This is a genomic window from Pseudomonas sp. BF-R-30, from assembly GCF_019956175.1.
In the GTDB taxonomy this organism is placed as follows: Bacteria; Pseudomonadota; Gammaproteobacteria; order Pseudomonadales; family Pseudomonadaceae; genus Aquipseudomonas; species Aquipseudomonas jessenii.
Window position 1 is genome coordinate 73,930 of the sequence record NZ_JAHBDE010000011.1, and the last position, 20,398, is coordinate 94,327.

The window sequence follows — 20,398 nt, forward strand, 5'->3', positions numbered from 1 at the left end:
TCCTGGTTGTTCCCCGGAGAACCGCAATGACTGACACCCCGATGTCCCCCGCCGAATTCGAAGCGGCTCTGCGCGCCAAGGGCGCCTACTACCACATCCATCACCCCTATCACGTGGCGATGTACGAAGGCCGGGCCACCCGCGAACAGATCCAGGGCTGGGTCGCCAACCGTTTCTACTATCAGGTGAACATCCCCCTGAAGGACGCGGCCATTCTGGCCAACTGCCCGGACCGCGAGATCCGCCGCGAGTGGATTCAACGCCTGCTGGACCACGACGGTGCGCCCGGTGAAGACGGCGGCATCGAAGCCTGGCTGCGCCTGGGCCAGGCCGTGGGCCTCGACCCGGACCAACTGCGTTCCCAGGAGCTGGTACTGCCCGGCGTGCGCTTCGCCGTGGACGCCTATGTCAATTTCGCCCGCCGCGCCAGTTGGCAGGAAGCCGCGAGCAGCTCGCTGACCGAACTGTTCGCCCCGCAGATCCACCAATCGCGCCTGGACAGTTGGCCCCAGCACTACCCATGGATCGACCCGGCCGGCTACGAGTATTTCCGCACGCGCCTGGGCCAGGCACGGCGTGATGTCGAGCATGGTCTGGCGATCACGTTGCAGCACTACACCACCCGTGAAGGCCAGGAGCGCATGCTGGAAATTCTCCAGTTCAAACTGGACATTCTTTGGAGCATGCTTGATGCCATGAGCATGGCCTACGAACTGAAGCGCCCGCCGTATCACAGCGTGACCGGGGAACGGGTCTGGCACAAAGGAATCACCTTATGAGTTTCGATCGCAGCAAGACCCCGACCTGGCGTCCCGGCTACCGCTTCCAGTACGAACCGGCGCAAAAAGGCCACGTGCTGCTGTACCCGGAAGGCATGATCAAGCTCAACGAAAGTGCCGCGCTGATCGGCGGTTTGATTGATGGTGAACGGGATGTCGCGGCCATCATCAATGAGCTCGACCAACAGTTTCCCGGCGTGCCCGAACTCGGAGACGACATCGAGCAATTCATGGAGGTTGCCCGTGCGCAGCACTGGATCGAACTTGCCTGATTCATCAAGGCAAGTACCGCCCAAACCCGAGGTTGGCTTGCCGCTGTGGCTGCTCGCCGAGCTGACCTATCGCTGCCCGCTGCAATGCCCATACTGCTCCAATCCGCTGGATTTCGCCGAGCAAGGCAAAGAGCTGAGCACCGAGCAGTGGATCAAGGTGTTTCGTGAAGCGCGGGAAATGGGCGCCGCGCAGCTTGGCTTTTCCGGTGGCGAACCGCTGGTGCGTCAGGACCTCGCCGAGCTGATCGTTGAAGCGCGCAAGCTGGGTTTCTATACCAACCTGATCACCTCCGGCATCGGCCTGACCGAACAGAAAATCAGCGACTTCAAGAAGGCCGGTCTCGATCACATTCAGATCAGCTTCCAGGCCAGTGACGAGCAGGTGAACAATCTGCTGGCCGGCTCGAAAAAGGCCTTCGCGCAGAAACTGGAGATGGCCCGGGCGGTGAAGGCCCACGGTTATCCGATGGTGCTGAACTTCGTCACCCATCGGCACAATATCGACCAGATCGACCGCATCATCGAGTTGTGCATCGCACTGGAAGCGGACTTCGTTGAGCTCGCTACCTGCCAGTTCTACGGCTGGGCGCAACTCAATCGCGTTGGGCTTTTGCCGACCAAGGAGCAACTGGTGCGCGCCGAACGCATCACCAACGAATACCGCGCAAAACTGGAAGCCGAAGGGCATCCGTGCAAGCTGATTTTCGTCACACCGGACTATTACGAAGAACGCCCGAAAGCCTGCATGAACGGCTGGGGCAGTATTTTCCTGACGGTCACGCCAGACGGAACCGCCCTGCCCTGTCACGGTGCCCGACAGATGCCGGTGCAGTTTCCCAACGTGCGCGACCACAGCATGCAGCACATCTGGTACGACTCGTTCGGTTTCAACCGCTTTCGCGGGTACGACTGGATGCCCGAGCCGTGCCGCTCCTGTGACGAGAAAGAAAAAGACTTCGGCGGCTGCCGCTGCCAGGCGTTCATGCTCACCGGCGATGCAAGCAACGCCGACCCGGTATGCAGCAAGTCGCCACAACACGGCGTGATCCTCAAGGCTCGCGAAGAAGCCGGGCACGCGACCCAGACCATCGACCAACTGGCCTTTCGCAATGAACGAAACTCACGCCTCATCGCCAAAAGCTGAACCTTTCAGCGCTGCCAAAGCCGTGGCCGCCGGTATCGACTTTGCCGAACTGCAGGTCGGTCGACAGGGCCTGTTCTGGAACGAATACCGCCCCGAAGACGCTGCGTGCCGGATCTGGCATTGGCGTGACGGCGCAGCGAAATGCCTGACGCCACCAGAGTTCAGCGTGCGCAGTCGGGTGTACGAATATGGCGGTGGAGCGTTTTGTCTGACGGACGATGGAATCGTTTTCGTCAATGAGGCCGACCAGCAGTTGTATCGGCAATCACTGCAAGACGAAGCGCCCGAAAGGCTGACGTCCGGAGCGTGCCGTTATGGCGATCTGCAGTTCGCCAACGGGCAAGTGCTGGCGGTCGAGGAGCACCGCGATCAACACCGATTGGTGGCGATCGATCTGTTGGATGGCGCACGTCACTTGCTGGCCGAGGGTGCTGATTTCTACGCGGCACCGACACTGAGCCCTGATGCCCGGCGCCTGGCCTGGATCGAGTGGAGTCGCCCGGATCAGCCATGGACAGCGACCCGTTTGATGGTTGCCGAGCGCCTCGCCAACGGCGGCTTTGCCGAGGCTCGTTGTGTGGCGGGCGACGGCACTCAAGAGTCTGTGCAACAACCGCGGTTTGATGCCGGCGGTCGCCTGTATTGCCTGACGGATCGCGCAGGTTACTGGCAGCCATGGAAAGAGTCTGAAAAAGGCCTGAGCCCATTGCCAAGTGCCAGCGCCGACCATGGCCCCGCGCCCTGGCAACTCGGCGGCAGCACCTGGTTGCCGCTGAGCGATAACAGTTATCTGGGCAGTTGGACCGAGGGCGGGTTTGGCCGACTGGGCATAGGCGGCGACTCCAGCGCCGACTTTACCGGCGACTACAGCCGCTTCCGCCATCTCGCCGTGGATGAGCAGTTCATCTATTGCATCGCTGCGTCGCCCGTCAGTTCAACCGCGGTCATCGCCATCGACCGTCAGAGCCGGCAAGTGCAAGTGCTGGCCGGCGGCATCGCACCGCTTGCTCCCGAACAGATCAGCCGCCCGCAAACCTTGTGCTACCCAAGTGGCTCAGGCGAAGCACACGGCTTCTTCTACCCGGCGATGACCGGCGAGGCGAAACCGCCATTGGTGGTGTTCGTCCATGGCGGACCGACTTCGGCGTGTTACCCGATGCTCGATCCGCGTATCCAGTACTGGGCACAGCGCGGCTTCGCCGTGGCTGATCTCAACTACCGCGGCAGCAGCGGTTACGGCCGGGCCTATCGCCAGGCATTGCACCTGAGTTGGGGTGATGTTGATGTGCAAGACGCCTGCGCCGTGGTCAGTTTCCTCAAGCAGCGAGGCCTGATCGACGGCGACCAGGCGTTCATTCGTGGCGGCAGCGCCGGCGGCTACACCAGCCTTTGCGCCTTGGCCTTTCACAACGTGTTCCGCGCCGGCGCCAGCCTGTATGGGGTCAGCGACCCGGTGGCGCTGGGGCGCGCGACCCACAAATTCGAAAGCGACTATCTGGATTGGCTGATCGGCGATCCGCAACTGGATGCCGAACGCTACGCCGCACGCACGCCGCTGCTGCATGCCGGCAACATCCGCGTGCCGATGATCTTCTTTCAAGGAGAACTGGATGCCGTGGTCGTCCCGCAACAGACCCGCGACATGGTCACCGCACTGCAGGACAACGGCATCCTGGTCGAAGCGCATTACTACGCCGATGAACGCCATGGCTTTCGCAAGGCCGGTAACCAGGCCCATGCGCTGGAGCAGGAGTGGTTGTTTTATCGGCGGGTGATGGATTCAGTGGACTGAAGCCCGCGCTCATTGCCGAAACGGTGGCGTCCCCTTCGCGGGCAAGCCCGCTCCCACAGGTTCTGCTGCGTGCACAAATCCTGTGGGAGCGGGCTTGCCCGCGAAAGCGATCGATCTAACGCCGCAAAAATTCAGCGCTTGGCGATGATGTACACCGCATGCACGATCCCTGGAATGTAACCGCACAACGTCAGCAGAATATTCAGCCAGAACGCCCCGCCGAATCCTACTTGCAGAAACACACCCAGTGGCGGCAACAGGATGGCGATGATGATGCGAATAAAGTCCATGGGACAGCTCCTGATTGGGGGTGGACTCGTTCGAGCCCTACAGCTAATCGACCTGCGCCGTTTGTCAGGGTTCAGCCCGATTCCTCAGGCCAGTATCTCCAGACCGTGTTTGCGCACGATACTCAGCAACTTCAACGCCATGCCACTGGGGTGCTTATCCCCTGCTTCCCATTGCTTGACCGTGGAAGCACTGGTGTTCAGGTAGCGCGCGAACACCGGTTGGCTGACATTGTTGCGCTCGCGCAGTGCCTTGATCTCCTGCGCGGGAATCGCATCCGGCACTCTTGCAAGACAGGATTCATCGAACTCACGCATGGTCGCCTTGCTGATTGCACCTATGGCGTACAAGGCACTGGCCGATTCGTGGATCGACTCCGATAGCTCACTTTTGAATTTTTTACTCATTTAGTATCTCCACAAACTCCTTTGCATCCAGCAATTGCTGAATTTCCATTTCGGTCAGTCCACCATATGTCTTGGCCAACTCTCGCAAGTCGAGCAACTGCCTGGGACTGATATTGCTCTGATCTTTTTTTGCGTACAGAAACTGATAGACCCAATGAGCACCGCCCCTGGCCAGGATAATCGAGCGATGGCGGTTGGCATTCAAGCGCTTCTTCCAGACCCCGCCACCCAAATTGTCAGCCCGACCATTGAGCATTTCGGTGAATGCCTCCCGGAGCTCGTCATCACCGATCCAGGCCTTGGCAGCCTGCATTGCGAAGCGCTTTGTCTTGAACAGCCTTGGTGACATGGGCATCCCTTCCATAAAACATACCACTCAGTGGTATAGAAATCAAAACCAACGCGACAGCAACACCGTTTCGCTGGTACCGGCACTCCCTGCCGATGCACGCTAGAAAGCCATTAATGTGTTAACCGCTCAAGCCGAAACTGCCTTTGGAAAAAACCGGCCACAAAAAAACGCCCCACGCCAAAAGTGTCGGGCGTGAGGCGTGCGTTATACCGCGAGACGGTTCTGGAATGTGTACAGGGCGCGCCTGATCAGACGGCAATCCCTTTGCGGCACTGCAATTGTGCGGTTCGCACTCGGGAGAAGGCGCGCGCCAGGCGCAGGAGCATTTCATCGATGTTGGCGTTGCTGACATTTAGCGCTGGGGTAAAGCGCAGGCAGTCGGCTTGCGGGGCATTGAGCAGCAAGCCTTCGTACAGCGCGGCCTTGACCACCGCGTCAGCGGAGTCGTCCGACAGCGTCAGCCCCCAAAGCAACCCTTGTCCGCGCAACTCGCCGTGACCGTAACGATGGGCCAAACGCCCTAACCCTTCACGCAGGTGTTGACCGGCCTCTGCGACGTGCTTGAGGAAAGCCTTGTCCTGCACGGTATCGAGCACCGAAAGCCCCGCCGCGGTCATCAACGCATTACCGTGATGAGTACCTGCCAACTCGCCAATGTCGAAACAGCAAGCTTTGCCCCGCGCCAGCAGTGCGGCCAATGGCACGCCGCCGCCCAAGCCTTTGCCGAGCACGACGATATCCGCCGTGACGCCGCAGGACTGTTCCGCGAGCAAGGTGCCACAACGGCCGATGCCGGTTTGCACTTCGTCGAAGATCAGCAAAATGCCGAGTTCACGGCACAAGCGTTCGACGCCCTTGAGGTAGTGCGCGGCGGCCGGGATCACGCCGGCTTCGCTCTGGATCGGCTCGAGCATGATCGCTACGGTTCGTTCATCCACGGCCGCATGCAACGCTGGCAGGTCATTGAACGGAACACGACTGAAGCCTGGCAATTGCGGCTCGAACCGGTTGATCAATGTCGAACTGTCCGATGCCGAAATCGTCCCCAGGCTGCGGCCATGGCAACCGTTGTTGGCCACAATGATTCGCGACGCACCGCCGCGATGCCGTTGACCCCATTTACGCGCCAGTTTGATCGCCGCCTCGCAGGCTTCGCTGCCGGTATTGAGCAGGTAGGCCTGGTCACTGCCGGTGCTGGCACACAAATGTTCGGCGAGGCTGAGCATGCCACGGTTATGCAGGCCAAAACCCGGGTTGATCAGCGACTGAGCCTGGGCTGCGATTGCATTGACCAGTACCGAAGGGCTATGACCGAGGCTGTTGGCCCCGCCGCCCTGGGAAAAATCCAGGTACGCACGGTCATCGCTGTCCCACAACCATGAACCCTGGCCACGCACAAACACCTGTTTTGGCCGCTCGACACTGGGCATCAAGTACTCGCTGGAAAGGTTAACGCCTTGGGATGGCGGGGAGGTGTCCATGACCAGATCATCAAGACTGGGAGGACTGCGGCGCAGACTGAACAGATTCATCTGAAAAAAACCATTTTGAGGTTTTTTGCCTTACCTATGTAAATACCATCGAAGCAAAGGGTATTCATCGCGCTCTGTGGCCCTGTAAGCCCTGTGAATGCGGTTAGACTAGGCTCAGGCGAGGCGTTCAGCCATTTCGATTTCCCAGCATTTTCGATAAGTAATACTTATGGATTTCAAGCAACTGCGTTATTTCGTCGCGGTCTATGAAGAAGGCCACGTGGGCCGGGCCGCCGAGCGCCTGTCCATCTCCCAGCCGGCGCTGTCCCAGCAAATCCGCCACCTCGAGCAAAACCTCGATGTGAGCCTGTTCGAGCGCAGTAGCAAACGCCTGTTGCCGACTCTCGCGGCCCACACGCTGTACAACCATGCCCTGCCTTTGCTCGATGGCCTGCAACGGGCACGGGAAGCGCTCGGCAACTTCAAGGGTCAGGCGCTGCGCACCCTGGCTATCGGTGTATTGCAAACCGTGCACACCAGCCTCGTTCCGCAGATGCTCGAGCGGGTGCGCAAGGCGCAGCCGCATCTGGTGGTGCAGATCTACGAACTGACCGGCCTGGAAATCGAGCGGCGACTGCTCAACGGTTCTCTGGATATCGGCATCAGCTACCTGCCACCCCGCCAGCCTGGCTTGCATGGCGTGATGCTGTACGAAGACGAACTGACCCTGGTCATCCCGGCGGAGCATCCGCTGCGTGAATTCAAGAAGGTGTCCATGAGTCAGGCTGCCGAACTGCCGATGTTGCTGCTGGGCGAAGAGTTTCAGATCAGGCAGATCTGGCAGGCACAGCTGACAAGCCTCGGACGTCGCCCACAGGTGCAAGCCGAATTGAACAACATGGCCGGCATCCTCGACAGCCTGCCCCATACGCGCCTGGCGACGGTGTTGCCTGGACGCTCGCAAAAGACCCATGGCAATCACGAACTGCTGTGGAAACCCCTGAGCGAACCGCGAGTGCCGCTGAAAGTCGGGTTGGTGTGTCGGGATGTGCAACGGCAGCAGGCCTCGCTGGCATTGCTGCGGACATTGCTGGAAGAAGTGATAAATGGCCCGGACGGGCGCTTGAACAGCGCGCAGGCTCTGGATGGGCCAAGCTGAAAACTTTTCTTCAGGCAAAAGAAAACCCCGCCGAAGCGGGGCTTTGCAGACTGTTTCCCTGACATCCATTTCACTCCGCCGTCCTGGCAGAATCCTACGTGTCCCTGTTGTTGCTTTGCGCTTCCTGCGCTACGTCCATGAGAAGTAGATTAGCTCTGGATCCAATTTGCATCTATGGGAGAACAGCAGCACGTTATGTAAGAGAATGCTTACATAACGTTACTTCATCAGAATTGTCCCGCATCCAGCAGGAACAACGATTCGCTACCGGCCTTCACCGACGCGCTCAACGAGTGAATGCGCGGTAGCAGGCGGGCAAAATAGAAGCGCGCCGTGCCCAGTTTGCTGGCGTAGAAATCGTCCTGCGCTTCCTTGCCGAATGCCGCCTTGGCCATCAGGGCCCACATGTAGGCGTAGGCCACGTAGCCGAACACCTGCAGATACTCGACCGACGCCGCGCCGATTTCGTTCGGATTGCTCTTCGCCCGGTCCAGCAACCACGCAGTCAGTTCATCGAGGGAAGTCACGGCGTCGTTCAGTGGCTTGGTGAACTCGACGAGGTCCGCGCTGGCGGTCGCCGTGAAGTGGCGAATCTCGTCGGCGAACAGGTTGTAGAACGCCCCGCCGCTGCCGACGATCTTGCGCCCGACCAGGTCCAGTGCCTGGATGCCGTTGGTGCCTTCGTAGATCTGGGTGATGCGCACGTCACGCACCAGTTGCTCCTGGCCCCACTCACGGATGTAACCGTGGCCGCCGAAGATCTGTTGGCCGTGTATGGTGGTTTCCAGGCCGAGGTCGGTGAGGAACGCCTTGGCCACCGGGGTCAGCAACGCCACCAGGTCTTCCGCGCGCTTGCGGGTGGCGGCGTCTTCGCTGAACTTGGCGGTGTCCAGTTGCATCGCCACGTAGGTGGAGAACGCACGCCCCCCTTCGTTCGAGGCTTTCATGGTCAGCAGCATGCGCCGCACGTCCGGGTGGACGATGATCGGGTCAGCCACTTTGTCCTTGTTCTGCGCGCCGGTCGGCGAACGGCTTTGCAGACGGTCACGGGCGTATTCCACGGCGTTCTGGTACGAGCGCTCGCCCGTGGCCAGGCCCTGGATACCGACGCCCAGACGCTCGTAGTTCATCATGGTGAACATCGCCGCCAGGCCTTTGTTCGGCTCGCCGACCAGGTAACCCACGGCTTCATCAAAGTTCATCACGCAGGTCGCGGAGGCCTGGATGCCCATCTTGTGTTCGATCGAGCCGCAGTTTGCCGGGTTGCGCGCGCCCAGGCTGCCATCGGCATTGACCATGAACTTGGGCACCAGGAACAGCGAAATGCCTTTCGGACCCGCCGGTGCATCCGGCAGCTTGGCCAGCACCAGGTGGATGATGTTTTCGGTCAGGTCGTGTTCGCCACCGGTGATGAAGATCTTGGTGCCGCTGACCTTGTAGGAACCGTCGGCCTGAGGCTCGGCCTTGGTGCGGATGATCCCCAGGTCGGTACCGGCGTGGGGTTCGGTCAGGCACATGGAGCCGGCCCAGATGCCGGCGTACATGTTCGGCAGGTACGCGGCTTTCAGTTCTTCGCTGGCGTGGGCGTTGATCGACAGGCAAGCGCCGGCGGTCAGCATCGGGTACAGGCCGAACGACAGGCTGGCGGAGTTGACCATTTCCTCGACCTGGGCCGAAACGGCTTTGGGCATGCCCATGCCGCCGTAGGACGGATCACCACCGACACCGACCCAGCCGCCTTCAGCGTAGGTCTGATAGGCCTGTGGGAAACCTGCCGGCGTGGTGACGGCACCGTCCGCCCAATGGCAACCTTCTTCGTCAGCGGCACGGCTCAGCGGTGCGATGCTTTTGCTGGTGACTTTGCCGGCTTCTTCCAGGATGGCTTCGACGGTTTCTGCATCGACGGTTTCGGCCAGTGCAGGCAGTTCGGCCCAGAGTTTGGCGACCTCGAAAACTTCATTGAGGACGAAGCGCATATCGCGCAGGGGCGCTTTGTAGTCAGCCATGGCAAACCTCGCAAGATCTATACAGGTGATTCACAGGAAGAGTGTTTTCGTTGGGCCGGAGTGTACCTCAACAACTTTTGCGACACATAGGGTCAACTCATGACCATTTTGTTATTTTTAGTCATTGCCGCAGGCGGGAGTGAACGGATGAAACTGTAGGAGCGAGCTCGCTCGCGAAAAACCCGAAGACGCCGCGGGCATCGGGTTTTACGCGTTTTCGTTGACGACCATCGCGAGCAGAGGGCGATGTCAGAGCGCAAACAGCTCCGCCGGCAGTTGCATCAGACAATCGCTACCTGCTTCGACGGCCGCCCGATGAGCGGCAGTGCGTGGCAACAGACGCTTGAAGTAAAACTCGTTGGTCGCCAGTTTGGCCCGGCAAAAGTCACCATCACCGCTGCCCGCATCGAGCTGCGCCTGAGCCACCAGCGCCATGCGCAACCACAGGTAGCCGAGGATGATGTAACCGCTGTACATCAGGTAATCCACCGACGCAGCACCGACTTCGTCCGGGTTTTTCATCGCTGCCATACCGACCCTGGTGGTCAACTCACCCCACTGCTGGTTCAGTTGATTGAGCTGCGCCACATACCCGGCCAGTTGTGGATGTTCGGCGTTCGCCGCGCAGAACTTGTGGACGATTTTGGTGAAGCCACGCAGCAGTTTGCCCTGGCTGCCGAGTACCTTGCGCCCGAGCAGGTCCAGCGCCTGAATGCCGTTGGTGCCCTCATAGATCGGCGCGATCCGGCAGTCGCGTACCAGTTGCTCCATTCCCCATTCACGAATGAACCCGTGACCGCCAAACACTTGCATGCCGTGGTTGGTCACCTCCAGCCCGGTGTCGGTCATGAAGGCTTTGCAGATTGGCGTGAGGAACGCCAGCAAGTCTTCGGCATCCCGGCGCGCCGTTTCGTCCGGGCTCAGGTGTGCAACGTCGAGCAACTGTGCGGTGAAGTAGGTCAGCGCGCGGTTGCCCTCGTTGAAGGCTTTCATGGTCAGCAACATCCGCCGCACATCAGGGTGCACGATGATCGGGTCGGCGGCCTTTTCCGGCGCTTTCGGGCCGGTCAGCGAGCGCATCTGCAAACGGTCGTTGGCGTATTTGATCGCGCCCTGAAAGCTCGCCTCCCCCAGACACAGCCCTTGCATGCCGGTGCCCAGTCGCGCGTGGTTCATCATGGTGAACATGCAGTTGAGGCCCTTGTTCGGCTCGCCGATCAGGAAGCCCTTGGCCTCGTCGAAGTTCAGCACGCAGGTGGCCGAGGCCTTGATGCCCATTTTGTGTTCGATCGAGCCGCAGGACACGCCGTTGCGCTCGCCCGCTTCCCCCGTCGCATCGGGCAGGTACTTGGGCACGATGAACAGTGAAATGCCCTTGGTTCCGGCCGGTGCGTCCGGCAATTTGGCCAGCACCAGGTGAATGATGTTGGCGCTCATGTCGTGCTCGCCGGCGGAGATGAAGATCTTGCTGCCGGAGATCGCATAGCTGCCATCGGCCGCAGGCACGGCGCGGGTCTTGATGATGCCCAGGTCGGTGCCGCAATGGGCTTCGGTCAGGCACATGGTGCCGGTCCATTGGCCAGCGGTGAGCTTCTTCAAATAGGTCTGCTTTTGCGCCTCGGTTCCATGGGCGTGGATCGCCGACATCGCACCGTGGGTCAGTCCGGGGTACATGCCCCATGAGGTGTTGCTGGAAGCCACCATCTCGCTGATCACCAGACCCAGAGAGATCGGCAACCCTTGACCGCCGTAAACCGGATCCGCCGCCAGGCCATGCCAGCCGCCCTCGACATATTGGGCGAATGCCTGCTTGAAGCCCGCGGGCGTCGTGACCACGCCATTGTCGAAATGGCAGCCTTCTTCATCGCCACTGCGGTTCAGCGGCGACAGTACGTTTTCGCAGAACTTCGCCCCTTCTTCGAGGATCGCATTGACCATGTCCGGGCTGGCATCGGTGGCCCCCAGCGCGGCGTAGTTGCTGTGAAAGTCGAAGACGTGGTCGATCAGAAAGCGCATGTCGCGCAAGGGAGCTTTGTACTCGGGCATGGTCATTCTCCGTCGGCAGATTTCTCCAACCTACTGCTGCCGACCACGCCTCACAATCACTTTGCGCTCGCTGAATGCGCCATCATCACTCAACCGTAGCGGCGTCCATGCGCACGGCGCCACGGCGGTTCTGCCCGAACGCCATCACGCAGTTGCGCCCGGCGCCCTTGGCGCTGTAGAGCGCCTGGTCAGCGGACTTGAGCACCTCTTCGGGGGTGCGTTGTTCGATCCGTTCGGCAACGCCGATACTGACCGTCACCGACACACTCGACGCACCGGAACCGGCACGCCGCTGGCGCCCCTGACTATCGTCCTGCGGGCGGTTTTCCTGATTGCGCAGCTGAATGTTGTAAGTGGCGATGGACTCGCGGATGACTTCCAGGTGCGGCATGCACTCTTCGAGGGTCTTGCCTGCAAACACCAGGGCAAATTCCTCGCCGCCATAGCGATACGCCTTACCGCCACCGCCGATTTTCGACAGCTTGCTGGCCACCAGTCGCAGCACCTGGTCGCCGACGTCGTGGCCGTGGGTGTCGTTGAATTTCTTGAAGTGGTCGACGTCGCTCATGGCCAACACGTAGTTGCGCCCCAACCGTTGCATGCGCTCATTCAACGCGCGACGACCCGGCAGCCCGGTCAGTTCGTCGCGGAACGCCATTTGATAAGCCTCATGGGCAACGGCAGCGGCAATCATCAGCATCACCTGGCTGCACATGATGTTCAGCGTGAACGGCAGGATGAAGGTTTTCGGTAGCATCCAGAACAATCCGAGCAGCCCCACCCATTGCGCGGCATGCAGCGGTCGCGGGTTGCGCCAGTATTGCCAGGCCAGCAGCAGGAACGCCGCAATGAACACCGGATAGGACAACTGGATCAGGCTCATCCAGGCGCCATGCAAGGCGGGCCAGCGAATCTCCGACAACCAGATCAGCAGCGCGTGCGGATAGCTTTGCTCAAGCCCCAGCGCCACGCTGCCGACCGCCAGCAATACGGCGAAACGCGCCACCATGTCCTGAAACAGATGGGTGCGCTCCTGCCATGCCGCGAAGATGCCAAACAGCAGCGGCAGCAGCAGGCAACACAAATGAAAGACCACCGCGGCATCGTCACGCACCTTGCCGTTGTCGCGGTAATAGTCAGTCTGGGTGTCGAGCAGGAAGTAGGCGATGTACACCGTGACCATCAGAAACAGTTCACGCTGGCGTCGGTATACCGCGCAATAGGCGCCACCGAGCAACAACACCAGGGTGGGCAGCACGTTGAACAGCGAAGTGAAAAAGACGTTCAGCTCCTTGATGTATGCAGCCGCTAGCCCCGCCAGTAACAGCAGCAATGACGGCAGGAAGTGACTGAAACGCACAGCGGAAGAGCGCGGCAAGGGTAAAGCTCCGACCGGTCAAATCAATTGATGGCAATGTGCCAACCACTGTAACGGCAGAAAGCCTGAGTTGCTGAGTGAATTACTGAGGTATTTTTCAAAGGGCGTTACAAACATTTTCCACCGGCAACCTTTTAAGCAAAAAAGCCGCTGTTCCCGAAGGAGCAGCGGCTTTTTGAAGTACTTCGCTAAGGCTTAGTAGCCCAGGTCGAAGTTCTCTTCTTTCATGTCCATCAGGTTGTTGGCGCCCGACAGCATGGTTACGACGTGAGTGCGGGTACGCGGCAGGATGCGCTGGAAGTAGAAGCGCGCAGTCTGCAGCTTGGCGGTGTAGAACGCCTCTTCGGAGGTGCCGGCAGCCAGTTTCTCGGCGGCCAGGCGCGCCATGTCAGCCCAGAAGTAGGCCAGGCAGGCGTAACCGGAGTACATCAGGTAATCCACGGAGGCCGCGCCGACTTCTTCGCGATCTTTCATGGCGGCCATACCGACCTTCATGGTCAGCTCGCCCCATTCCTTGTTCAATGCGGCCAGCGGAGCGACGAACTCTTGAACCGCTTCGTTGCCTTCGTTGGTCTGGCAGAACTTGTGGACGATCTTGGTGAAGCCTTTCAGAGCTTCGCCCTGGGTCATCAGCACTTTACGGCCCAGCAGGTCGAGTGCCTGGATGCCGGTGGTGCCTTCGTACAGCATCGAGATGCGGCTGTCGCGGACGTTCTGCTCCATGCCCCACTCGGCGATGAAGCCGTGGCCGCCGTAGATCTGCACGCCATGGTTGGCCGATTCGAAACCGACTTCGGTCATGAAGGCTTTGGCGATTGGAGTCATGAACGCCAACAGTGCGTCGGCTTTCTTCTTCTCTTCTTCGTCCACGCCGTACTTGACGATGTCGACCTGCTTGGCGGTGAAGTAAACCATTGCGCGGTTGCCTTCGGCGAATGCCTTCATGGTCAACAGCATGCGGCGTACGTCAGGGTGCACGATGATCGGGTCAGCGGCTTTGTCCGGTGCTTTCGGACCCGTCAGCGAGCGCATCTGCAGACGGTCGCGAGCGTATTTCAGGCCGCCCTGGAAACCGACTTCAGCGTGGGCCAGGCCTTGCAGCGCGGTACCCAGACGTGCGGTGTTCATGAAGGTGAACATGCAGTTCAGGCCTTTGTTCGCCGGGCCGATCAGGAAACCGGTAGCGCCGTCGAAGTTCATCACGCAGGTAGCGTTGCCGTGGATGCCCATCTTGTGTTCCAGGGAACCGCAGGACACCGCGTTACGCGCGCCAACCGAACCGTCGGCGTTGGGCATGAACTTCGGCACGATGAACAGGGAGATGCCTTTGGTGCCGGCCGGGGCATCCGGCAGGCGGGCCAGTACGATGTGGACGATGTTGTCGGCCATGTCGTGTTCACCGGCCGAGATGAAGATCTTGGTGCCGGAAACCTTGTAGGAACCGTCGGCCTGAGGCTCGGCCTTGGTGCGCAGCATGCCAAGGTCTGTGCCGCAGTGCGGCTCGGTCAGGCACATGGTGCCGGTCCACTCGCCGGAAACCAGCTTGGTCAGGTAAGCCTCTTGCTGCTCAGGGGTGCCGTGCTCGGAGATGGTGTTCATCGCACCGTGCGACAGGCCTGGGTACATGCCCCACGACCAGTTGGACTCGCCAACCATTTCGCTGATGGCCAGACCCAGGGACTCCGGCAGGCCTTGGCCGCCGTGCTCTACGTCGTGAGCCAGGCTTGGCCAGCCACCTTCGACGAATTGCTTGTAGGCTTCCTTGAAGCCAGTCGGGGTCTTAACGCCGGACTCGCTCCAGGTGCAGCCTTCGAGATCGCCCACGCGGTTCAGCGGAGCCAGTACCTGCTCACAAAACTTGGCGCCTTCCTCAAGAATGGCGTCAACCATGTCCGGAGTTGCGTCGGCACAAGCCGGAAGGCTCTGATAGTGCGCTTCGTAGCCGAGCAGCTCGTCACGAACGAAGCGAATATCACGCAAGGGGGCCTTGTAGTCAGGCATAGCGATAAACCTCTGCTGATGTAACCGGGAATGAACGACCGCATTGATTTGTTGTTGCGATCAAACAGTTGTTTGAAACATACGTTTACGCCCAAATCTTGTCAAGCGTCGATCTTTTTCCATTCGTCACCGCCGATCAGGCACATCTGCGCGCAACCGCACGACGGGCATAGACCGAGCGAGCCACCCTGCAGAAAAGATTAGTTGAGTGAGAAGGACTTACGCAGAAAAACGCCGCGAACAGGCGCGGCGTTGGAGAGACGGATTCAATGAGGATCAGGCGAAAGTATCGATCAGCGTTCCGAGCACTTCGTCGGATGCCTTGGCGACTTTGGCGCCCAGTTCGACCTGAAATTTGCCTTGGGCCATTTCGACCACATTGCTGGCCAGGTCCGATTGCCGGCTGCGATCAACCGATCGCAGACGATCGACCTGCGCCTCGGAGGACTGGCTGGTGACCGAGCGCTCGATCGTCGTGTTGGCGATCTGCCCGGCGGCTTGATCGACACGGTTCTGCCCTGTCTGAAGAGTGCTCAGACCGGCATAAAAAGCGGTGTTTCCTGAGATTTCCAAGGGAGAACTCGTCCTTTCAAAGGATCAATAGTGCCCATTGAAGCAGAGTGGCCGGTAAAACACTCGACAAAAACACTAATGGCACAGTGCCTTGCCATAGGCAAAGCCCGCAAACCACTCGCCTCAGTCCAACAGGTCCAGTTGCAAGTGCTCGGCCACTGCCTCGGCCGTAACGGCCTTGAGTTTCGGCACACGCCCCAGGCACGGCGCCGGGAGGCGCTCGGCCAGGGTAGCCAGGTTTTCTTCCAGCCGCGAGGTCTTCGGGTCGATGATGTTGGCCACCCATCCCGCCAGTTGCAAACCGTCCCGGGCAATCGCTTCGGCGGTCAACAGGGCATGGCTGATACACCCCAGGCGTACACCGACCACCAGGATCACCGGCAGTTTCAATGCGATGGCCAGGTCCGACAGATTGTCCTGATCCGCCAGGGGTACGCGCCAGCCACCAGCGCCTTCGATCAGGGTGAAGTCCGCCTGCATGCCCAGAATCTGCCGCATCGGCGCCAGCAACGACTGCACCGTCAGCGCCACGCCCGCCTCTCGCGCCGCCAGATGCGGGGCAATGGCTGGTTCGAAGGCCATCGGATTGACCTGTGCATAGGTCAGCGGCAGCGAACACTCCGCCAGCAAGGCCAGCGCATCGGCATTGCGCAAGCCTTTGGGTGTCACATCGCAACCGGAAGCGACCGGCTTGCCCGCCGCCGTGCTCAAACCCGCCGAACGCGCCGCATGCAGCAGCCCCGCAGCGACCGTGGTTTTACCGACATCGGTATCCGTGCCGGCGATGAAATAGGCTGCGCTCATAAGGGTTTCTCCAAAACGGCGTACACCACTTGATAAGTCGCCGGCAGTCCCTGGGCCTGACGAAACTGTTCGTAAGCCTCGATCAAACCCAAAATCCGCGCCCGGCCGGTCAAGCCACCCGGCCGCCCGGGATTGAGATTGTGCGCACCCAACGCCTTGAGTTCATGGGTCAGGCTGCGCACATCCGGGTAATACAGCACGTGCGCAAGGTTTTGCAGACTGACCATCCTCAAGCCGCTGGCCGCACACAGTTGTTGATAAACACCAAACTCCCGGAAGCGGTTGACGTGCACCATGCCGTCGACTTCGCGCCAGCTGTCGCGCAATTCAAACAACGTCCCTACACACAGACTAGCAAACGCGAAAATGCCGCCCGGTTTCAGTACTCGAAAGGCTTCACTGAGCACCGATTCGAAGTCCGCGCACCACTGCACCGCCAGGCTGGAGAAGATCAGGTCGCAAGACGAATCCTGCAGTGGCAGTCGCTCGGCATCGCCGGCCACGAAGTATGTGGCACCGCCCAATGGCCGGGCGTGGTTGAGCATGCCCTCGGCAATGTCCAGCGCCACCCCGTGGCTGCCCGGAAATCGCTCACCCAGGGCACGACTGAAATGCCCGGTGCCACAGCCCAGGTCCAGCCAGCGCCGCGGTACGAAGTCCTGCGGCAAGCGCCCGAGCAATTGGCTGCCCACATCACGCTGCAGCTCGGCCACGCTGTCGTAGCTTGCTGCCGCGCGGGAGAATGAGGCTGCTACCTGGCGCTTGTCGGGCAAGGCGCCGGGCAGGTTGGGAAGGGATAAATCAGTCATCGCCGGACTCATGCAAAAAGGCCTGGATCGCCCCCGCCACACCGTGGGGATCCTCCAGGAGAAACACGTGGCTGGCCTGTTCAATCAGACCGATTTCGACATCCGGCAGCAATGCCAACAACTCGCCCGCCGCTTCCACCGGCACCAGCCCGTCGAGGCCGGCGAACAGATGCAATTGCGGACCGCGGAACGAATGCAGCGCCTGTCGTGTATCCAGTTGCGCGAGCACTTGCAGACCACTCAGCAACACCGGCGCAGCGGTGTTCGGGGCACCGCCGAGCAACAACCGCGACAATCCGCGTGGGTCTTCGGCGCCTTGGGCGCAAAGCAGTGAAAAGCGTTTCAAGGTCGCGCGCGGATCGGCTTCACATCCCGCCAGAAACGCATCGAAGGTTTCCCCGGACATGGCGCTTGTCCATTGATCATGAGCGACAAAAGAAACGTTGCTGGCCAGGGTGAACACACCACAGCAGCGATCGCCACGCCGGGCCGCCAATTCGCAGGCGAGCATGCCACCCAATGACCAACCGCCCAGCCACACGTCTTGCGGCAAGGTCGAATCAAGCTCATCGAGCCACTCTTCAAGATCGCTCGACGCCAGCTCCGGCAACGGCTCGATCTCGACGCGCAGGCGCTCATCCAAACCGCGCAAGGCCGCCGCCAGAGGCTCCAGCGGTGAAACGCCAAGGCCCCAGCCGGGCAGCAGAATCAGACGATCACGCATGGCTTGGCTCCGGCTTCAGTTGTTGAAAACAATCGGCCAGTGCGTTTAACAATAGCTGTACCTGAGCCTCACTGTGGGCAGCCGTCAACGTGACCCGCAGCCGGGCACTGCCGGCGGGTACGGTCGGCGGGCGAATCGCGGTCACCATCAACCCGCGTTCACGCAGCATTTGCGAAAGGCGCACCGCTCGCCCCGCGTCACCGATCATGATCGGCTGGATCGGCGTGAAGCTGTCCATGAGTTCCAGGCCAATCTGCTCGGCACCTTTGCGGAACTGGCGGATCAGCGTCTGCAAATGCTCGCGGCGCCAGTGTTCGCTGCGCAGCAGTTCCAGGCTTTTCAACGTGGCGCAGGCCAACGCGGGGGGCTGGCTGGTGGTGTAGATGTAGGGGCGGGCGAACTGGATCAGGCTTTCGATCAGCTCTTCGCTGCCAGCCACAAAGGCACCCGCCGTACCGAACGCCTTGCCGAGGGTGCCGACCAGCACCGGAACGTCATCCTGGCTCAAGCCAAAGTGTTCGACGATGCCGCCACCGTTGGCACCCAGCGGTCCAAAACCATGGGCATCGTCGACCATCAACCAGGCGCCTTTGGCCTTGGCTTCTCGGGCCAGCGCCGGCAAGTCGGCAATATCACCGTCCATGCTGAACACGCCGTCGGTGACCACCAGCGTATTGCCGGTGGCTTTTTCCAGGCGCTTGGCCAGGCTCGACGGGTCGTTGTGCAAGTAGCGATTGAATCGCGCGCCGGACAATAGCCCCGCGTCGAGCAGCGACGCATGATTGAGCCGGTCTTCGAGCACCGTATCACCCTGCCCCACTAACGCCGTGACTGCGCCGAGGTTGGCCATGTAGCCGGTGGTGAACAGCAACGCCCGCGGGCGACCGGTCAGGTCGGCCAACGCTTCTTCCAGGGCATGGTGCGGGGAACTATGGCCGATGACCAGATGCGATGCCCCTCCGCCCACACCCCACTTCGAAGCGCCGGCACGCCAGGCTTCGATCACTTGCGGATGATTGGCCAGGCCCAGGTAGTCGTTGTTACAGAACGCCAGCAACGGCTGGCCATCGACCACCACTTGCGGCCCCTGCGGGCTTTCAAGCAGCGGGCGCTGGCGGTAGAGGTTTTCGGCACGACGGGCGGCAAGGCGTGCGGCGAGATCAAAAGACATGCAGGCCTCGACTATCAAATGACATAGAGCTTTTTGTGGGAGCGGGCTTGCTCGCGAATACGGCCTGACATTCAACAAAGATGTTGACCGATACACCGCCTTCGCGAGCAAGCCCGCTCCCACAGGGTTTTGCATTCATTCAGTGGAAGCAGTGATTGCTCAAACAGCCGCGTTGTAAAACTGCTCGCTGCTCTTCTGCTCCACCAGCGCCTGCTCGATAGCTGCCTGATGCACCTCGTCGGCGTGCTCTTCGCGGGCTTCCGGCAGGATGCCCAGGCGCGAGAACAGTTGCATGTCCTTGTCGGCCTGCGGGTTGGCGGTGGTCAGCAGTTTTTCGCCGTAGAAAATCGAGTTGGCACCGGCGAAGAACGCCAGGGCCTGCATCTGCTCGTTCATGGCTTCGCGGCCGGCGGACAGGCGCACGTGGGATTGCGGCATCAGGATGCGCGCGACGGCGAGCATGCGGATGAAGTCGAACGGATCGACGTCGTCGGCATTTTCCAGCGGCGTACCGGCGACTTTCACCAGCATGTTGATCGGCACCGACTCCGGATGCTCAGGCAGGTTGGCCAACTGGATCAGCAGGTTGGCGCGGTCGTCCAGCGACTCGCCCATGCCCAGAATGCCGCCGGAGCAGATCTTCATCCCCGAATCACGCACGTACGCCAGGGTTTGCAGGCGTTCGCTGTAGGTGCGGGTGGTGATGATGCTGCCGTAGAACTCCGGCGAGGTATCGAGGTTGTGGTTGTAGTAGTCGAGGCCGGCCTTGGCCAGCGCTTCGGTCTGCTCCTGATCCAGGCGACCGAGGGTCATGCAGGTTTCCAGGCCCATGGCTTTCACGCCTTCGACCATCTTCAACACGTACGGCATGTCCTTGGCCGACGGATGCTTCCACGCCGCGCCCATGCAGAAGCGGGTCGAACCGATGGCCTTGGCGCGAGCGGCCTCTTCGAGGACCTTCTGCACCTCCATCAGTTTCTCTTTTTCCAGGCCGGTGTTGTAGTGACCGGACTGCGGACAATATTTGCAATCTTCCGGGCAGGCGCCGGTCTTGATCGACAGCAGGGTCGACACCTGGACGCGGTTGGCGTCGAAATGCGCACGGTGCACCGTCTGCGCCTGGAACAACAGGTCATTGAATGGTTGAACGAAGAGTGCTTTGACTTCGGCCAAAGTCCAGTCATGACGCAGGGTGGCAGTGGTGCTGGCGCTCATGGGCGT

At 60.6% G+C, this 20,398-nt stretch carries 19 protein-coding genes; 5 read left to right on the forward strand and 14 right to left on the reverse strand.

The genetic code is table 11. The annotated features are described in order from the left end of the window. Window positions 1–26: 26 nt before the first annotated feature. From pqqC to KGB20_RS07165, 4 genes are read left to right on the forward strand one after another with little or no spacing between them, the layout of a single operon-like run. Window positions 27–779: a pyrroloquinoline-quinone synthase PqqC gene (gene pqqC, locus KGB20_RS07150; protein ID WP_007993179.1), complete on the forward strand. Its 753-nt coding sequence runs from the start codon at window positions 27–29 to the stop codon at window positions 777–779. After that, entirely contained in the window at window positions 776–1,051 is a 276-nt protein-coding gene (gene pqqD / locus KGB20_RS07155) for a pyrroloquinoline quinone biosynthesis peptide chaperone PqqD (protein ID WP_015097086.1), read from the forward strand. The genes pqqC and pqqD overlap by 4 nt, the downstream gene beginning before the upstream one ends. Further along, window positions 1,023–2,195 carry a pyrroloquinoline quinone biosynthesis protein PqqE gene (gene pqqE, locus KGB20_RS07160; protein WP_150814011.1) on the forward strand — a complete coding sequence of 391 codons (1,173 nt, stop codon included), beginning with the start codon at window positions 1,023–1,025 and terminating at the stop codon, window positions 2,193–2,195. Before pqqD ends, pqqE begins: the two co-directional genes overlap by 29 nt. Further along, the gene (locus tag KGB20_RS07165; protein WP_154909873.1) at window positions 2,161–3,987 is read left to right on the forward strand and encodes a S9 family peptidase; all 1,827 of its coding nucleotides are present in this window, start codon (window positions 2,161–2,163) and stop codon (window positions 3,985–3,987) included. The genes pqqE and KGB20_RS07165 overlap by 35 nt, the downstream gene beginning before the upstream one ends. A gap of 131 nt (window positions 3,988–4,118) precedes the next feature. Here KGB20_RS07165 and KGB20_RS07170 read toward each other — a convergent pair whose 3' ends face one another. From KGB20_RS07170 to KGB20_RS07185, 4 genes are all read right to left on the reverse strand, one after another. After that, window positions 4,119–4,277, reverse strand: a complete 159-nt coding sequence (locus KGB20_RS07170; protein ID WP_003228885.1) for a YqaE/Pmp3 family membrane protein — start codon at window positions 4,275–4,277, stop codon at window positions 4,119–4,121. Between the two features lie 84 nt (window positions 4,278–4,361). Next, window positions 4,362–4,682, reverse strand: coding sequence for a helix-turn-helix domain-containing protein (locus KGB20_RS07175; RefSeq protein WP_046039442.1), 321 nt, complete (start codon window positions 4,680–4,682; stop codon window positions 4,362–4,364). Then, complete coding sequence (locus tag KGB20_RS07180; protein ID WP_154909874.1) at window positions 4,675–5,031, reverse strand: type II toxin-antitoxin system RelE/ParE family toxin; 357 nt, start codon at window positions 5,029–5,031, stop codon at window positions 4,675–4,677. Before KGB20_RS07180 ends, KGB20_RS07175 begins: the two co-directional genes overlap by 8 nt. A 251-nt stretch (window positions 5,032–5,282) precedes the next feature. Continuing rightward, a complete protein-coding gene (locus KGB20_RS07185) occupies window positions 5,283–6,566 on the reverse strand; it encodes an aspartate aminotransferase family protein (RefSeq protein WP_154909875.1) in 1,284 nt (427 codons plus the stop codon). A gap of 169 nt (window positions 6,567–6,735) precedes the next feature. On the opposite strand from KGB20_RS07185, the gene KGB20_RS07190 reads away from it, so the two are divergent. Continuing rightward, window positions 6,736–7,665, forward strand: a complete 930-nt coding sequence (locus KGB20_RS07190; RefSeq protein ID WP_057713036.1) for a LysR family transcriptional regulator — start codon at window positions 6,736–6,738, stop codon at window positions 7,663–7,665. A 227-nt stretch (window positions 7,666–7,892) separates the two neighbouring features. Here KGB20_RS07190 and KGB20_RS07195 read toward each other — a convergent pair whose 3' ends face one another. The 10 genes from KGB20_RS07195 to bioB all read right to left on the reverse strand — a co-directional run bounded on the left by KGB20_RS07195 (window position 7,893) and on the right by bioB (window position 20,392). Continuing rightward, on the reverse strand, window positions 7,893–9,671 hold the full coding sequence (locus KGB20_RS07195) for an acyl-CoA dehydrogenase C-terminal domain-containing protein (protein WP_154909876.1): 1,779 nt from the start codon (window positions 9,669–9,671) through the stop codon (window positions 7,893–7,895). A 249-nt stretch (window positions 9,672–9,920) separates the two neighbouring features. Then, entirely contained in the window at window positions 9,921–11,717 is a 1,797-nt protein-coding gene (locus tag KGB20_RS07200; RefSeq protein ID WP_154909877.1) for an acyl-CoA dehydrogenase C-terminal domain-containing protein, read from the reverse strand. A gap of 85 nt (window positions 11,718–11,802) precedes the next feature. Next, window positions 11,803–13,095, reverse strand: a complete 1,293-nt coding sequence (locus tag KGB20_RS07205) for a GGDEF domain-containing protein (RefSeq protein ID WP_150815173.1) — start codon at window positions 13,093–13,095, stop codon at window positions 11,803–11,805. 195 nt (window positions 13,096–13,290) lie between these two features. Beyond that, window positions 13,291–15,096 (reverse strand): phenylacyl-CoA dehydrogenase, encoded by a 1,806-nt coding sequence (locus KGB20_RS07210; RefSeq protein ID WP_095944826.1) that lies wholly within the window; start codon window positions 15,094–15,096, stop codon window positions 13,291–13,293. Between the two features lie 276 nt (window positions 15,097–15,372). Next, window positions 15,373–15,669, reverse strand: a complete 297-nt coding sequence (locus tag KGB20_RS07215) for a pyrroloquinoline quinone biosynthesis protein PqqE (RefSeq protein WP_090451779.1) — start codon at window positions 15,667–15,669, stop codon at window positions 15,373–15,375. A 123-nt stretch (window positions 15,670–15,792) separates the two neighbouring features. Beyond that, window positions 15,793–16,473: a dethiobiotin synthase gene (bioD, locus tag KGB20_RS07220; RefSeq protein ID WP_154861025.1), complete on the reverse strand. Its 681-nt coding sequence runs from the start codon at window positions 16,471–16,473 to the stop codon at window positions 15,793–15,795. Next, entirely contained in the window at window positions 16,470–17,282 is an 813-nt protein-coding gene (gene bioC / locus KGB20_RS07225) for a malonyl-ACP O-methyltransferase BioC (RefSeq protein WP_154909878.1), read from the reverse strand. Before bioC ends, bioD begins: the two co-directional genes overlap by 4 nt. Continuing rightward, the gene (locus tag KGB20_RS07230) at window positions 17,275–18,006 is read right to left on the reverse strand and encodes an alpha/beta fold hydrolase (RefSeq protein WP_154909879.1); all 732 of its coding nucleotides are present in this window, start codon (window positions 18,004–18,006) and stop codon (window positions 17,275–17,277) included. The genes bioC and KGB20_RS07230 overlap by 8 nt, the downstream gene beginning before the upstream one ends. Continuing rightward, the gene (bioF, locus tag KGB20_RS07235) at window positions 17,999–19,177 is read right to left on the reverse strand and encodes an 8-amino-7-oxononanoate synthase (RefSeq protein WP_154909880.1); all 1,179 of its coding nucleotides are present in this window, start codon (window positions 19,175–19,177) and stop codon (window positions 17,999–18,001) included. The genes KGB20_RS07230 and bioF overlap by 8 nt, the downstream gene beginning before the upstream one ends. A 159-nt stretch (window positions 19,178–19,336) precedes the next feature. After that, window positions 19,337–20,392 carry a biotin synthase BioB gene (bioB, locus tag KGB20_RS07240; protein WP_057713026.1) on the reverse strand — a complete coding sequence of 352 codons (1,056 nt, stop codon included), beginning with the start codon at window positions 20,390–20,392 and terminating at the stop codon, window positions 19,337–19,339. Between the last annotated feature and the right edge of the window lie 6 nt (window positions 20,393–20,398).

Bases quoted from the DNA above. Each gene is read 5' to 3' on its own strand.
- pqqC (WP_007993179.1), top strand. From the start codon at position 27: ATGACTGACACCCCGATGTCCCCCGCCGAATTCGAAGCGGCTCTGCGC.
- pqqD (WP_015097086.1), top strand. From the start codon at position 776: ATGAGTTTCGATCGCAGCAAGACCCCGACCTGGCGTCCCGGCTACCGC.
- KGB20_RS07165 (WP_154909873.1), top strand. From the start codon at position 2,161: ATGAACGAAACTCACGCCTCATCGCCAAAAGCTGAACCTTTCAGCGCT.
- KGB20_RS07170 (WP_003228885.1), bottom strand. From the start codon at position 4,277: ATGGACTTTATTCGCATCATCATCGCCATCCTGTTGCCGCCACTGGGT.
- KGB20_RS07175 (WP_046039442.1), bottom strand. From the start codon at position 4,682: ATGAGTAAAAAATTCAAAAGTGAGCTATCGGAGTCGATCCACGAATCG.
- KGB20_RS07180 (WP_154909874.1), bottom strand. From the start codon at position 5,031: ATGTCACCAAGGCTGTTCAAGACAAAGCGCTTCGCAATGCAGGCTGCC.
- KGB20_RS07185 (WP_154909875.1), bottom strand. From the start codon at position 6,566: ATGAATCTGTTCAGTCTGCGCCGCAGTCCTCCCAGTCTTGATGATCTG.
- KGB20_RS07190 (WP_057713036.1), top strand. From the start codon at position 6,736: ATGGATTTCAAGCAACTGCGTTATTTCGTCGCGGTCTATGAAGAAGGC.
- KGB20_RS07195 (WP_154909876.1), bottom strand. From the start codon at position 9,671: ATGGCTGACTACAAAGCGCCCCTGCGCGATATGCGCTTCGTCCTCAAT.
- KGB20_RS07200 (WP_154909877.1), bottom strand. From the start codon at position 11,717: ATGCCCGAGTACAAAGCTCCCTTGCGCGACATGCGCTTTCTGATCGAC.
- KGB20_RS07210 (WP_095944826.1), bottom strand. From the start codon at position 15,096: ATGCCTGACTACAAGGCCCCCTTGCGTGATATTCGCTTCGTTCGTGAC.
- bioD (WP_154861025.1), bottom strand. From the start codon at position 16,473: ATGAGCGCAGCCTATTTCATCGCCGGCACGGATACCGATGTCGGTAAA.
- bioC (WP_154909878.1), bottom strand. From the start codon at position 17,282: ATGACTGATTTATCCCTTCCCAACCTGCCCGGCGCCTTGCCCGACAAG.
- KGB20_RS07230 (WP_154909879.1), bottom strand. From the start codon at position 18,006: ATGCGTGATCGTCTGATTCTGCTGCCCGGCTGGGGCCTTGGCGTTTCA.
- bioF (WP_154909880.1), bottom strand. From the start codon at position 19,177: ATGTCTTTTGATCTCGCCGCACGCCTTGCCGCCCGTCGTGCCGAAAAC.
- bioB (WP_057713026.1), bottom strand. From the start codon at position 20,392: ATGAGCGCCAGCACCACTGCCACCCTGCGTCATGACTGGACTTTGGCC.